At 73.9% G+C, this 13,217-nt stretch carries 12 protein-coding genes; 8 read left to right on the top strand and 4 right to left on the bottom strand.

Annotation, left to right across the window (positions count from 1 at the left end; all coding sequences use genetic code 11):
• The first annotated feature begins 34 nt into the window (after positions 1-34).
• The 4 genes from ACTJIY_RS01270 (at position 35) to ACTJIY_RS01255 (ending at position 4,263) form a co-directional block, all read left to right on the top strand.
• Positions 35-613, top strand: a complete 579-nt coding sequence (locus ACTJIY_RS01270) for a Dps family protein (protein ID WP_253049476.1) — start codon at positions 35-37, stop codon at positions 611-613.
• A 177-nt stretch (positions 614-790) separates the two neighbouring features.
• Positions 791-1,279: a VOC family protein gene (locus ACTJIY_RS01265; RefSeq protein WP_440673057.1), complete on the top strand. Its 489-nt coding sequence runs from the start codon at positions 791-793 to the stop codon at positions 1,277-1,279.
• 735 nt (positions 1,280-2,014) lie between these two features.
• Positions 2,015-3,463, top strand: a complete 1,449-nt coding sequence (gene argG / locus ACTJIY_RS01260) for an argininosuccinate synthase (protein WP_440673058.1) — start codon at positions 2,015-2,017, stop codon at positions 3,461-3,463.
• 143 nt (positions 3,464-3,606) lie between these two features.
• Entirely contained in the window at positions 3,607-4,263 is a 657-nt protein-coding gene (locus ACTJIY_RS01255; protein WP_440673059.1) for a YigZ family protein, read from the top strand.
• A gap of 155 nt (positions 4,264-4,418) precedes the next feature.
• Here the strand turns inward: ACTJIY_RS01255 and ACTJIY_RS01250 are convergent, their stop codons facing one another.
• Positions 4,419-5,219, bottom strand: a complete 801-nt coding sequence (locus ACTJIY_RS01250) for a hypothetical protein (RefSeq protein WP_440673060.1) — start codon at positions 5,217-5,219, stop codon at positions 4,419-4,421.
• Between the two features lie 187 nt (positions 5,220-5,406).
• Positions 5,407-6,828: a UTP--glucose-1-phosphate uridylyltransferase gene (locus ACTJIY_RS01245; protein WP_440673061.1), complete on the bottom strand. Its 1,422-nt coding sequence runs from the start codon at positions 6,826-6,828 to the stop codon at positions 5,407-5,409.
• Positions 6,829-6,922: 94 nt separating this feature from the next.
• Between ACTJIY_RS01245 and ACTJIY_RS01240 the strand changes: the two genes are divergently transcribed.
• Entirely contained in the window at positions 6,923-8,464 is a 1,542-nt protein-coding gene (locus tag ACTJIY_RS01240; RefSeq protein WP_440673062.1) for a lipase maturation factor family protein, read from the top strand.
• A gap of 30 nt (positions 8,465-8,494) precedes the next feature.
• Here the strand turns inward: ACTJIY_RS01240 and ACTJIY_RS01235 are convergent, their stop codons facing one another.
• The gene (locus ACTJIY_RS01235; RefSeq protein WP_378233221.1) at positions 8,495-9,115 is read right to left on the bottom strand and encodes an L-threonylcarbamoyladenylate synthase; all 621 of its coding nucleotides are present in this window, start codon (positions 9,113-9,115) and stop codon (positions 8,495-8,497) included.
• A 77-nt stretch (positions 9,116-9,192) separates the two neighbouring features.
• Positions 9,193-10,173 (bottom strand): threonine ammonia-lyase, encoded by a 981-nt coding sequence (locus ACTJIY_RS01230; protein ID WP_440673063.1) that lies wholly within the window; start codon positions 10,171-10,173, stop codon positions 9,193-9,195.
• Between the two features lie 94 nt (positions 10,174-10,267).
• Here ACTJIY_RS01230 and ACTJIY_RS01225 point away from each other — a divergent pair, with 94 nt between their 5' ends.
• Genes ACTJIY_RS01225 through ACTJIY_RS01215 form a run of 3 tightly spaced genes read left to right on the top strand, consistent with a single transcriptional unit; the run spans position 10,268 to position 13,200 of the window.
• Positions 10,268-11,176 (top strand): LysR family transcriptional regulator, encoded by a 909-nt coding sequence (locus tag ACTJIY_RS01225; RefSeq protein WP_440673064.1) that lies wholly within the window; start codon positions 10,268-10,270, stop codon positions 11,174-11,176.
• Between the two features lie 48 nt (positions 11,177-11,224).
• Positions 11,225-12,343, top strand: a complete 1,119-nt coding sequence (locus tag ACTJIY_RS01220; RefSeq protein ID WP_440673065.1) for a Dyp-type peroxidase — start codon at positions 11,225-11,227, stop codon at positions 12,341-12,343.
• Positions 12,340-13,200 carry a family 1 encapsulin nanocompartment shell protein gene (locus tag ACTJIY_RS01215; protein WP_253049496.1) on the top strand — a complete coding sequence of 287 codons (861 nt, stop codon included), beginning with the start codon at positions 12,340-12,342 and terminating at the stop codon, positions 13,198-13,200. Before ACTJIY_RS01220 ends, ACTJIY_RS01215 begins: the two co-directional genes overlap by 4 nt.
• Positions 13,201-13,217 lie beyond the last annotated feature (17 nt).

Below are 13,217 nucleotides of genomic sequence, written 5' to 3'. Positions count from 1 at the left end.
GCCGCGGCGCACGAACCGACCCGAGGAGGCACCCATGGCCGCTCGCTCCGACCTGCCGAAGTACACCGTCCCGTCGCTCACCCCCGAGGAAGGGGCGAAGGTCGCCGGGATCCTCCAGGAGCGCCTGCACGCGCTCAACGACCTGCAGCTCACGCTCAAGCACATCCACTGGAACGTCGTCGGGCCGCACTTCATCGCGGTGCACGAGATGATCGACCCGCAGGTCGACGCCGTCCGCGCGATGGTCGACGCCGTCGCGGAGCGCATCGCGACCCTCGGCGTCTCCCCGAAGGGCACTCCCGGCGCGCTCGTCGCGGAGCGGACCTGGGAGGACTACTCCCTCGGCCGCGCCTCGACCATCGCCCACCTGGGGGCACTCGACGAGGTGTACGTCGGGGTCATCACGGCGCACCGCGAGGCGGCGTCCGCCACCGAGGGCCTCGACGACGTCACGAACGACCTGCTCATCGGGCACCTGCACGACCTCGAGCTGTTCCACTGGTTCGTCCGGGCGCACCTCGAGTCGACCGGCGGCGACCTCTCCACCGACGGCGCGCGCACCGAGACGGGCGCGGCGCGCAAGGCCGAGCAGGCGGCCGCCGGCCAGCCCTGACGCCCGCTCCCCTGCCGGCCAGCTGCTCCACCGCTCAGAGCCGGCCGCGCGCCACGGTCCATCCGACCCGGCGCGCGGCCGGCTTTTCCGTGCTGTGTGGTGAGGCGTCTACGGCGGGTGGGTTGGTTGGAGCCGCTTGGCACACTATTTTTCTGAGATGTGACGTAGTGTCGCCTGATGAGCGACAACACTCCTCGCCAGCCCACCGTCCGCCAGCTCCGTCTCGTCGTGGAGGCGGAGGACTACGACGCCGCTCTCGCCTTCTATCGCGACGTCCTGGGCCTCCCCGAGCGCATCGCGTACGCCGACGGCGAGGAGGACCGGGTGGCCATCCTCGACGTCGGGCACGCGACGCTCGAGATCGCGAACCCGGCCCACAAGCGGGCGATCGACGACGTCGAGGTCGGGCGCCAGGTGGCCGGCCACCTGCGCGTGGCGTTCGAGGTGGACGACGCGCGGGCCGCCACCGAGCGCGCCGTCGAGGCCGGGGCAGACCTCGTCGCTCCCCCGACCCGCACCCCGTGGGGCTCGCTCAACTCACGGCTCGACGCCCCCGCCGGCCTCCACGTCACCCTGTTCCAGGAGCTCGGCGGCGAGGAGGGCGTCCCGCCCGGCGTCGTCGCCGAGCCCGGGACCGGCGACGATCCCGCTGCCGGCGGGCGCTGACGCCTCGACCCACGCGCGCCGGACCTGCTCGAAGCGCGTCGGCAGCGGAGCCCGCACGGCGCCGTAGCGGGCGTTCGTCCGGTGCACGAACCGCCGCCAGGAGAGCACGAGCCCCTGCTTGGTGATGGGCAGGCCGCTGGAGACCGTCACGCCGTTGTCGTGCGTGTGATGCACCGTGAGCAGCAGCGCGCGGGGCACGGACCCCTCGAGGTCTGCCGCCAGCACCTCGCGTACCGCCATCCAGCGCCGCAGCACGACGACGACGCTCGCGCTGAGCACGTGCTCGCGCACCGTGCGGTGCTTGCCGTGCGTGAGCACGACCCTCCCCTCCCCCGCCCGCGCCGTCGCGGGGCCGAGGTCGATCGCGTCGGCGGTGCAGCGCAGCAGGTCGCCGTACCGGGCGCCCGTCGCGCGCGTGAGCCCCGCGATCACGGCGAGCCGCACCGTCTCCGGCTTCGCCGACTCGACCATCGCCTCGGTGGCGAGCGTCCGCCACACCCACTCGGCCTCGTCCAGCGAGACCGTCGGCCGGGGATAGCGAGACGAGGAGGCCGCGGGGTCGGCACCCGTGCGGTCGGGGCCTTCGGAAGGCGAGGCGGCGGAGGCGGTGGTCACGGTCGAGAACCTATCCGCTTGGCACACTATTACCGAGTGAGACACGCCGCCGCCGGCGTGCGAGAGCCCGACCCGTCGGGCGAGATTGAATACCTATGCAGATTCGCGCATACTTTGAGCATGTCCAAGGTTCTCACCTCCCTCCCCGTCGGCGAGCGCGTCGGGATCGCGTTCTCCGGCGGCCTCGACACGTCCGTCGCCGTCGCCTGGATGCGCGACAAGGGCGCCGTGCCCTGCACCTACACCGCCGACATCGGCCAGTACGACGAGCCCGACATCGCGTCGGTGCCGGGACGCGCCACGGCGTACGGCGCGGAGGTCGCGCGCCTGGTCGACTGCCGCGCGGCGCTCGTCGAGGAGGGCCTCGCGGCCCTGGCCTGCGGTGCGTTCCACATCCGCTCCGGCGGGCGCGCGTACTTCAACACCACTCCCCTGGGCCGGGCCGTCACCGGCACCCTGCTGGTGCGCGCGATGCACGAGGACGACGTCCAGATCTGGGGCGACGGGTCCACGTTCAAGGGCAACGACATCGAGCGGTTCTACCGCTACGGCCTGCTCGCGAACCCCGCTCTGCGCATCTACAAGCCGTGGCTCGACGCCGACTTCGTCGCCGAGCTCGGGGGCCGCAAGGAGATGTCGGAGTGGCTCCTCGCCCACGACCTCCCCTACCGGGACAGCACCGAGAAGGCCTACTCGACGGACGCCAACATCTGGGGCGCCACGCACGAGGCGAAGACGCTCGAGCACCTCGACACCGGCATCGAGACCGTCGAGCCCATCATGGGCGTCCGGTTCTGGGACCCCTCGGTCGAGATCGCAGCCGAGGACGTGACGATCGGCTTCGTCCAGGGCCGCCCCGTCACGATCAACGGGCAGGAGTTCGAGTCCGCGGTCGCCCTGGTCCAGGAGGCCAACGCGATCGGCGGCCGCCACGGCCTCGGCATGTCCGACCAGATCGAGAACCGCATCATCGAGGCCAAGAGCCGCGGCATCTACGAGGCGCCCGGCATGGCGCTCCTGCACGCCGCGTACGAGCGCCTCGTCAACGCGATCCACAACGAGGACACGCTCGCGCAGTACCACACCGAGGGCCGCCGTCTCGGTCGCCTCATGTACGAGGGCCGCTGGCTCGATCCCCAGGCGCTCATGATCCGCGAGTCCCTCCAGCGCTGGGTCAGCACCGCCGTCACGGGCGAGGTCACGCTGCGCCTGCGCCGCGGCGAGGACTACTCGATCCTCGACACCACCGGGCCCGCGTTCAGCTACCACCCGGACAAGCTCTCGATGGAGCGCACCGAGGACTCCGCGTTCGGTCCCATGGACCGCATCGGCCAGCTCACCATGCGCAACCTCGACATCGCCGACTCGCGCGCCAAGCTCGAGCAGTACGCCGGCATCGGCATCGTCGGCACCGCGCACGCGGCGCTCATCGGGGCCGGAGCCGGGGCGACGACCGAGCTCATCGGCGCGATGCCCGAGGGTGGCGCCGAGGTCATCGCCTCGCGCGGCATGGCCGAGGGCGACGACGCGCTCCTCGACCGCGCCGCCATGGAGTCCGGCACGGACTGACCCCGGTGGCCGCACGCGCCGGAGAGAGCGACGGGCGACCGCACGGAACGCCGGTTCCGCACGGTCGCCCGTCGCTCTCTCGGCGGCAGGCCGCTCGCTCGCCGGTTGCTCCGGGCGACCGCACCCACGGATAGGCTCGCGGGATGAGCGCGGGCACCGGTGAGCTGTGGGGGACGATCGCCGGACCCGTCGACCACGAGCTCGTCGTCAAGAAGTCCCGGTTTCTCGCGCACCTCTCCCCCGTCACCTCGGTCGCCGAGGCGGATGCCGTGATCGCCCGGGTCCGCAAGGAGCACTGGGACGCACGGCACCACTGCGTCGCGCTCGTCGTCGGCGCCCACGCCGACCAGCAGCGCTCCACGGACGACGGCGAGCCCTCTGGGACCGCGGGCGTCCCCATGCTCGAGGTGCTGCGGCACCGCCAGGTCACCGACGTGGTCGCCGTCGTCACGCGCTACTTCGGGGGCGTCCTGCTCGGCGCGGGCGGGCTCGTCCGGGCGTACTCGTCCGCGGTGAGCGAGGCGCTCGACGTCGCGCGCCCCGTCCGTCGCGCGGTGCTCACCGAGGTGCGCGTCGACGTCCCGCACGCCGACGCCGGCCGCCTGCACGGCGTCCTGCGCGACTGGTGCGCTCAGCACGACGGCACCCTCGACGACGTCACGTACGGCACCGAGGCGCGGTTCACCGTCCTCGTCCCGCCCACCGAGCTCGACCGTTTCGACGCCGACCTCGCCGCCGCCACCTCGGGCGCCCTCACCGCCTGGCGCGGCACCGACCGCGTCGTCGACCTCCCCGCCTGAACACGATCCGCCGAGATAGAACCGTGGTCACCCGCGGCAAGAACCCTGCTCGCCGTGCTTCGCGGCTCACTGTATGAGTTGGTGGTCGCGGCGGGTCGTGATGCGGCATCCGTCATCCGCCGCTCGTCCGTGCGGCCGCTCGCCCCAGCGATGGTCTACTCGCCCGCGCGCCACCTGCCGACGATCGTCTCAGTGGGGCGACCCCAGTCGTCATCGATCCAGAGGCAGTCGTCGAACGCATCCGCGGGAGCCGGTGCGACTCCTTGACGCCGAGCGAACGCGACCACCGTGGCCAGCTCGCTGAGTGACCATCTGCTCTCGAGCCGACCGAACAGTCCGCCGTAGGTGATCTCGATGAGAGAGTCGATGACCGACCTGAGTTCCTCTGGCTCGATGCCGGACGCTTCGAGCGTGCGGAGCAGCGACACAGGTAGCGGCTCGGACGAGCCCAGTCGTGCCAGGGGATCGGCCTCGTGCCACTCGTCGAACGTCTCAGGGGTGACGAGCGCATACTGCCACAGATGCTCCTCGAGCGCGTCGAGCTCGGGGGCGGTCAACCCGACGGAAGCTCGCCAACGGCGAAAGGTCACGAGGCCCGCCGCCTGGCGGGCTCGAACCGAGAGGTCGGAGTACGCCGCCGGACGCGCCAAGGTCAGGTTCTCTCGGCCGACCGCGTAGACGACGTCATCGTCACCGATCCCCCAGGGTGACAAGTCCACGACGTTGACCCGGCCCCTGGCGTCGAGACCGGGGTACTGCGTGCGAGGTCGGCAGGCGAGGTCGACAGTGATCGGAAAGCTCCCATCGCGACGGACGGCCCCGGTCGAGTCGACGATCGCGGACTTCTCGACGAGGCGGTGCGTGCGGCCCTCGACATCGTCGAGCTGGATCTCGACCAGCCCTGGCTGCGGCACGTCGGTCAACCACCGCGTGACACGAGCCCTCACGAGAATCATGTCAGCATCCTCCCAGTGGGGCAGGCTCGCTCTCCCTGCCTCCGGCTCGCCAAGGCTTCTTCCCGGGGGCCGAAACTCTGGGCGCGATCCTCGACGTCGTGCACAGAGCACCGGCAGCCCTGCTACGACGAAGATCCCTCCTCCAGCGAAAGGGCTCTTCCTCGGCCCACCGCGAGTCTCCCCCGGGTCAGTCGCTGACTCCGTCCGGGCCGACGACCGCGCCGTCGGGGACGCGCGAGGAGCCGCCCGGGTCGGCGAGCTCGGCGTCGCCGGTGACGGTGACGCCCGAGCCGAAGGTCCAGTCGCCGCGGACCGTGAGGGAGCGTGCGGCGCGCAGGGACGGGGTGCCGTCGTCGAACCGGGCGTCGAACGCCGCGATGGTCTTGTAGTGGGCCGGGTCGAGGTCGACGAGCGGCGCGTCGGTCCGGGCCACGAAGCGGTAGTGGTCGTCGAGGTCGTAGACGTCGGAGCGCAGGACGAGGAGGTCGTTCGTCGTCTTGACGGGCAGGAACCGGTCGCGCCCGACCTCGATGGCGACGGCGCCGTCGAACACCTCGACGGCGGCGCCCATGGCGGACTCGATCTGCACGACCTCGGGCGACGACGGGTCGGTCGGGTCGACGGTCTTGGTGTTCTTGATGAGCGGGAGCTCGAGCACGCCGCCGGTGCGGTCGAGCTCGGCCGCGAGCGCCTCGAGGTCGAACCAGAGGTTGTTGGTGTTGAAGTACCGGTGCGTGCTGATGTCGGCGGCGGCGTCCTGGTCGTCGGCGGGGGTCTGCGCGGTCTCGCGCAGGACGAGGCGCCCGTCGCTGCGGCGCACGACGAGGTGGCCGCCCTTGCGGTCGGCGGGGGTGCGGCGCGCGACCTCGGCGGCGAAGGGGGCGCCGCTGGCGGCGAACCAGCCGGCCATGGCGGCGTCGGGGGCGGCGCCGAGGTTGTCGGAGTTGGAGACGGCGGCGTAGCGGTAGCCGGCGTCGAGGAGGGCGCGGAGCGCGCCGGAGGCATAGAGGGCGGTGTAGAGGTCGCCGTGGCCGGGCGGGCACCATTCGAGCTCGGGGTCGGCGGGCCAGTCGACGGGGGTGAGGTCGTCGGCGCGGAGCTTGGGCTCGCGGTTCTGGAGGAAGTCGAGCGGGAGCCCGGCGACGGGGAGGTCGTCGTGGGGGGCGAGCGCGGCGAGGGTGTCGTCCTGGGTGCGGAACGAGTTCATGAGGAGGAGCGGCAGGGGTGCTCCGGTGGTGTGCCGGGCGGCGCGGACCTGGGCGACGATGACGTCGAGGAAGGTGAGGGGGCCGCTGTCGGGGCGCTGCGGGTCGGCGTCGCGCACGGTGAGGAGGGACTTGGCGCGGTCCATGCCCATGGAGGTGCCGAGGCCCCCGTTGAGCTTGATGATCGCGGTGCGCTGGAGGGCGTCGCGGGCGGCGGCGTCGGGGACGTCGAGCTGGTCGCGGTGGGCGACGTCGGTGAGGGGCTCGACGTCGGTCTCGGGGATCATGCCGGTCGCGCCGGACTCGAGGAGCCGGTAGAAGCGCGTGAAGACGTCGATGGCGGCGGGGGCGACTCCGGCGTCGCGCATGCGGTCGGTGGACTGGGTGAGGCCCTGGCTGCTCATGCCCCGATCGTAGGGGCGGGGCATGGTCCGGGGCAGGGCGGCGGGTGCTCACCGCGGCCGGGTGAGACACGGGTCACACGCCTACCGTGGAGGGATGGCGGACGGGTGGCCCGGCCGCGTGGCGACGTGGCTGGGGTCGTGGTTCTGGGCGCCGGACTACGACGTGGCGCGCGAGGTGCTGCAGCGGGGCACGGCGGCCGTGCTCGTGGTGGCGTTCGTCGTCGTGGTGCGGCAGTGGCGGCCGCTGCTGGGCGAGCACGGGCTGCTGCCCGTGGCGGCGTTCGTGGACCGCACGTCGTGGCGGGACGGGCCGAGCGTGCTCCGGTGGCGGTGCGGCGACCGGTTCGTGACGGGGATGGCGTGGTGCGGGGCGGTCCTCGCGGGGCTGCTCGTCGTGGGGCTCCCCCAGCGCGGCCCGTGGTGGGTGACGACGCTCGCGTTCCTGCTCCTGTGGGCGGCGTACCTGTCGGTGGTGAACGTCGGGCAGCGGTTCTACGGGTTCGGCTGGGAGTCGCTGCTGTGCGAGGTGACGTTCCTCGTGGTCTGGCTGGGGTCGTCGGGCGGGGGCGTCGCTCCCCCGGTGCTGGTCCTGCTGGCGGCCCGGTGGTGCCTGTTCCGGGTCGAGCTGGGCGCGGGGCTCATCAAGATCCGCGGCGACCGGGTCTGGCGTGACCTGACGGCCCTGTACTACCACCACGAGACGCAGCCGCTGCCCGGCCCGTTCTCGTGGCACGCGCACCACCTGCCGCGGTGGTGGCACCGGGTGGAGGTGGCGGGCAACCACGTGACGCAGCTCGTGGTGCCGTTCGCGCTGTTCGCGCCGCAGCCGGTGGCGAGCGTGGCGGGCGGCGTCGTGGTGCTCACGCAGGCGTGGCTGCTGGTGACGGGGAACTTCGCGTGGCTGAACTGGCTGACGGTCGTGCTCGGGCTGGGGGTGGTGAGCGACGGCGCGTGGGCGGCGGTGGGGTCGTGGCTGGTGCCGGCGCTCGGGCGAGGCGAGGCGCCGGTGCCCGACGGCGGGACGGGCCTGGGCGGTCCGGTGTCCCTGGTCCTGGCGGTGCTCGGGGTGTCGGCGCTCCTGCTCGTGCTGAGCGTGCGCCCGGCGCGCAACCTGGTCGCGCACCGGCAGCTCATGAACGCGAGCTTCGAGCCGTTCCGGCTCGTCAACGCCTACGGGGCGTTCGGGTCGGTGTCGCGGCGACGGGACGAGGTCGTGATCGAGGGGTCGACAGCCCGTTCCCCCGGGCCGGACGACTGGGTCGAGTACGCGTTCCGCGGCAAGCCCGGCGACGTGGGGCGACGTCCGCCGCAGGTCGCGCCGTACCACCTGCGCCTGGACTGGCAGATGTGGTTCCTCGCGCTCGGGTCGCCGGGCACACGGTGGTTCGAGGTGCTGCTGCTCCGGCTCCTGGAGGCCGACCGCCCGACCCTGCGTCTGCTCGCCGCGGACCCGTTCGCGGACGACCCCGCCGGCCCGGCCCCGCGGTGGGTGCGGGCCCGCGTCTTCCGCTACCGGTACACGACGCGCGACGAGCGGCGGCGCTCGGGCGACTGGTGGGTGCGCGAGGAGCGCGGCACGCTCGTCGACCCGATCGACAACGCGCGCCTGCGCCGCCTCCTCGGCCCGGAGGCCTGACGCGGGCCGCTCGTGCGCGTGCGGCGTCCCCTACTCGAAGCGGGAGGGGTCGCCCGCGCCCGCGCGGACGACCTCGGGGGCGCCGTCGGAGAAGTCCACGACCGTCGTCGGCGCGCTGCCTCGCTCGCCGCCGTCGACGACGGCGTCCACGACGTGGTCGAGCTCTTCCTTGATCGCCCACCCGTCGGTGAGCGCCTCGGCGGAACCGGGGAGGATGAGCGAGCTCGACAGGATGGGCTCGCCGAGCGCGGCCACGATGGCCTGCGCGACCGTGTCGTCGGGGATGCGCACGCCGACGGTCTTCTTCTTGGGGTGGGCGAGGCGCCGCGGCACCTCGGACGTCGCGCGCAGGATGAACGTGTACGGGCCGGGCGTGGCGGCCTTGATGGAGCGGAACGCGGAGTTGTCGACCATGACGAAGTGGCCGAGCTGCGCGAAGTCGGCGCACACGAGCGTGAAGTGGTGCCGGTCGTCGAGGTGCCGGATCCGGCGGATGCGGTCCGCGCCCTCCCGGTCGTCCATGCGGCACCCGAGGGCGTAGCCGGAGTCGGTCGGGTAGGCGACGAGCCCGCCGTCCTCGAGGAGGGCGACGACCTGCGCGATCGCGCGCGGCTGCGGGTTGTCGGGGTGGACGTCGAGGTAGCGGGCCATGGGTCCGAGCCTAGGCCCGTCCAGCGGGAGGGCCCGGTGCGCGTGCCCGGCGTGCCGTGACCGCGACGCGACCCGAGCTACCCCGGCAGGTGCGCGGCGACCCGGCGCAGCTCCGCCGGGCTCGCGTTGCCGCCCGAGCACACGACGCCGACGCGACGGCCGGCGAACCGCTCCGGGTCGGCGAGCACGGCCGCGAGCGCCGCCGCTCCCGCGCCCTCGGCGACGGTGCGCGCGGCGGTGAGGTAGAGCGCGGCGGCGCGGTCGATCGCGTCGTCGTCGACGAGGACGAAGTCGGCGAGGTGCTCGCGCAGCATCGCCTGGGTGAGCGCGAAGCCGGTGCCGGTGGCGAGGCCTTCGGCGCGCGAGGCGTTGGGCCGCGCGAGGAGGTCCCCGGCGCGCCAGGAGTCGTGCGCCGCCGGCGAGGCGGTGGACTGCACGGCGACCACGTCGAGGTCGGGGGCGAGCGCGCGGGCGACGAGGCACGCGGCCGCGGCGCCGCTGCCCCCGCCGACGGGCACGACGAGCACGTCGAGGTCCGGCGCGCGTTCGAGCAGCTCGAGGTAGGCCGTCGCGACGCCGGCGACGAGCAGCGGCTCGTTGGCGGCGCTGACGAGGCGGGACCCGTCGTCGGCCGCGAGCGCCGTGGCGTGCTCGCGCGCGTCGTCGAACGTGGTGCCGACGAGGACGAGGCGGGCGCCGAGGTCGCGGACGGCGTCGGCCTTGGTGGGGTTGGGGCTCGTGGGCATGACGATGGTGCAGGGGGTGGCGGTGGTGCGGGCGGCCTGGGCGACGGCCTGGGCGTGGTTGCCGGTGGAGAACGCGGTGACGCCGCGGGCGCGCTCGTCGGGCGTGAGGCGCTGGAGGAGGTTGAGGGCGCCGCGGACCTTGAACGCGCCGGTGGGCTGGAGGTTCTCGTGCTTGACGACGACGTGGGCGCGGGTGGCGTGGTCGAGGGCCGCGTAGGTGCGCGCCGGGGTGGGGTCGAGGTGTGCGGCGAGGAGGCGGCGGGCGTCGAGGACGTCGCGCATCGTGGGCGGGGCGAGGTCTGCGGGGGCCATGCGTCCACGGTGACGGGTGCCGTCTCATAGGTCCAATGCCTGTTCTGAGTGGATCGATCGATCGGATCTATGCTTCGTCGGTGAGGGAGTCGAGATGGACCTGACACGGCTGCGCGTCCTGGCGGCCGTGGCCCGCGAGGGGTCGGTGACGGCCGCGGCGCGGTCGCTGCACTACGCGCAGCCGTCGGTGAGCCACCACCTGGCGCGGCTGGAGGCGGAGGTGGGCGTGCCCCTGCTGGAGCGGCACGGGCGCGGGGTGCGACTGACGGCGGCGGGGCGGCTCCTGGCGACGCGCGCGGAGGAGATCCTGGGTCGCGTGGGCGCGGCACGGGACGAGCTGGACGCGCTGGTGTCGCTCTCGGCGGGGCGGGTGCGGCTGGCGGCGTTCCCCTCGGCGCTCGCGACGCTCGTGCCCGACGTCGTGGCGCGGCTCGCGCGGGACCATCCGGGCCTGGGCGTGGGCCTCGTGGAGGCGGAGCCGCCCGAGGCGCTGGAGGCGCTGCGGCGTGGCGTGGTGGACGTGGCGCTGGTGTTCGAGCACGACCGCTCCCCCGTCGACGTGGAGGGCCTGCGCGCGGTGCCGGTCCTCGCCGAGGAGCTGTTCCTCGTGCGTGCGGCGGACGCCGCGCCGACCCCCGGCGGGCGCGAGCGCGTGCCGGGGGCGGCCGCCGCGCCGGGGGACCTCGCGACGCTCGCGGACGCGGCGTGGATCGCGGGCTGCGAGCGGTGCCGCGCCGACCTGGTGGGCCGGTGCGAGCGCGCGGGCTTCACGCCACGGGTCGCGTTCGAGACGGACGACTACGTCGCGGTGCAGTCCCTCGTGGCGGCCGGGGTCGGGGTCTCGCTCCTGCCCGCCCTGGCGCTGCGCGCCCACCGCGACCCGCGCGTGGACCTGCGGGCCCTGCCTGGCGCGGCCCGCCGCGTCCTCGCGGTCACGTACGGGGACCGCCCCGCGCCGGGCACGGCGGCCGTCGTCGAGGGCCTGGTGCGCGCGGCGGCGTGACGCCGCCGCGCGGGTGCGCTCCCCCGGCACGCGTGGCACGCTCGCCTCGTGCCGCAGAACACGACCCAGGGAACCGGCGCGAGCATCGGCGTGCCGGCCGACGTCCCGGAGCCGCAGCCCGTCCTGGGCGGTCTCACCGAGTCCGCGGTGTTCCTCGTCGTCAGCGCGACGGGCTCGCCCGGGTCGCGCGAGCGCCTGCTCGACGTCGCCTCGTCGGTCAACGACCTGGTGCGCGCGGTGGGGTTCCGCCAGTCGGCCGCGGGGCTCACGTGCGTCGTGGGGCTGGGTGCGGCGTTCTGGGACGCCGTGCGCCCGCCCGGGGCGCCGCGGCCCGACGGCCTGCACCCGTTCCGCGCCGTGCAGGGCGCCGTGCACGACGCCCCCTCGACCCCGGGCGACGTGCTGTTCCACGTCCGGGCCGACCGCGCCGACCTCACGTTCGAGCTGACCCGGCAGGTCATGGCCGCGCTCGGCGACGCGGTGCGCGTCGACGACCACGTGACGGGCTTCCGCTACTTCGACTCGCGCGACCTGCTCGGCTTCGTCGACGGCACCGAGAACCCGACGGGCCGCTCGGCCGCGGGCGCCGCGATCATCCCGGACGGCCCGTTCGCCGGCGGCAGCCACGTCGTCGTGCAGAAGTACGTGCACGACCTCGCGGCCTGGGGCGCGCTGCCCGTCGAGGCGCAGGAGCGCATCATCGGGCGGACCAAGCTCGACGACGTCGAGCTCGCGGAGGGCGTGCAGCCCCCGGACTCGCACGTGTCGCTCAACACGATCGTCGACGACGACGGGACCGAGCGTGACGTCCTGCGCGACAACATGGCGTTCGGCGACCCGTCGACCGGAGAGTTCGGCACCTACTACATCGCCTACGCCGCGGACGTCGGCGTCGTGGAGCGCATGCTGGACAACATGTTCGTGGGGAACCCGCCGGGGCGCTACGACCACATCCTCGACGTGTCCACCGCGCTGACCGGGACGTCGTTCTTCGTCCCCTCGCTCGACCTGCTCGAGTCGCTGGCCGACGACGCCCCGGACGAGGCCGGACGGCCCGCGCCCACCGCACCCGGCACCGCGACCGCGACCGCGCAGCCTGCCGCACCCGCCACCACCGCGCCCGTCGGGACTCTCGCGATCGGGTCGTTGAAGGGAGAACCGTCGTGAGCACCTCGGAACCGGACCTGGGCTCGGTCGTCCCCACGAGCGGCGCGGGCGCGCCCGGGGACTCGAACCTGCACCGCTGGCTCGCGCCCGTCACGGACGCCGCGTGGGAGGAGATCGCAGACGAGGCGCGGCGCACGTTCGTGCGCAACGTCGCCGGGCGGCGCGTGGTCGACGTGACGGGCCCGCTCGGCTTCGGCACGGCGTCCGCCCGCACGGGCCACGTGACCGACGTCGAGGCCCCGCACGACGGCATCCGGGCGCGCCTGCGCGACGTCGTGCCGCTCGTCGAGCTGCAGGTCCCGTTCACGGTGTCCCGGCAGGCGGTCGACGACGTCGCGCGCGGCTCGAAGGACTCCGACTGGCAGCCGGTCAAGGACGCCGCCACGGCGCTCGCGCGCGCCGAGGACCGGGCCGTGTTCGAGGGGTACGCGGCCGCCGGGATCCGCGGCATCGGCCCCGGGTCGGACAACCCGCCGATCGCGGTCCCCGCCGACCCGCGCGACCTGCCGGACGCCGTCGCTGCCGCGCAGACCGAGCTGCGCCTCGCGGGCGTGGAGGGACCGTACGCGCTCGTGCTCGACGCCGACCTGTACACGGCGGTGTCCGAGACCCGCGACCACGGGTACCCGATCCGCGAGCAGCTCGAGCGCATGGTACAGCGCGACATCGTATGGGCGCCCGCGCTGCGCGGCGGGTACCTGCTCACCACGCGCGGCGGCGACCACGAGCTGACGATCGGGCAGGACGTGTCCATCGGCTACCTCGACCACACGGCCGACGAGGTGCGCCTCTACCTGTTCGCCTCGTTGACGTTCCAGACCTACACCGCCGAGGCGTCCGTCCACCTCACGCGCTGACCCGCGTCCGGGGCTCG

The sequence above is a fragment of the Cellulosimicrobium sp. 22598 genome, assembly GCF_052044445.1.
Taxonomy (GTDB): domain Bacteria; phylum Actinomycetota; class Actinomycetes; order Actinomycetales; family Cellulomonadaceae; genus Cellulosimicrobium; species Cellulosimicrobium cellulans_G.
Note: the sequence above shows the minus strand (reverse complement) of the source record. Positions and strands in the feature narration are given on the sequence as shown.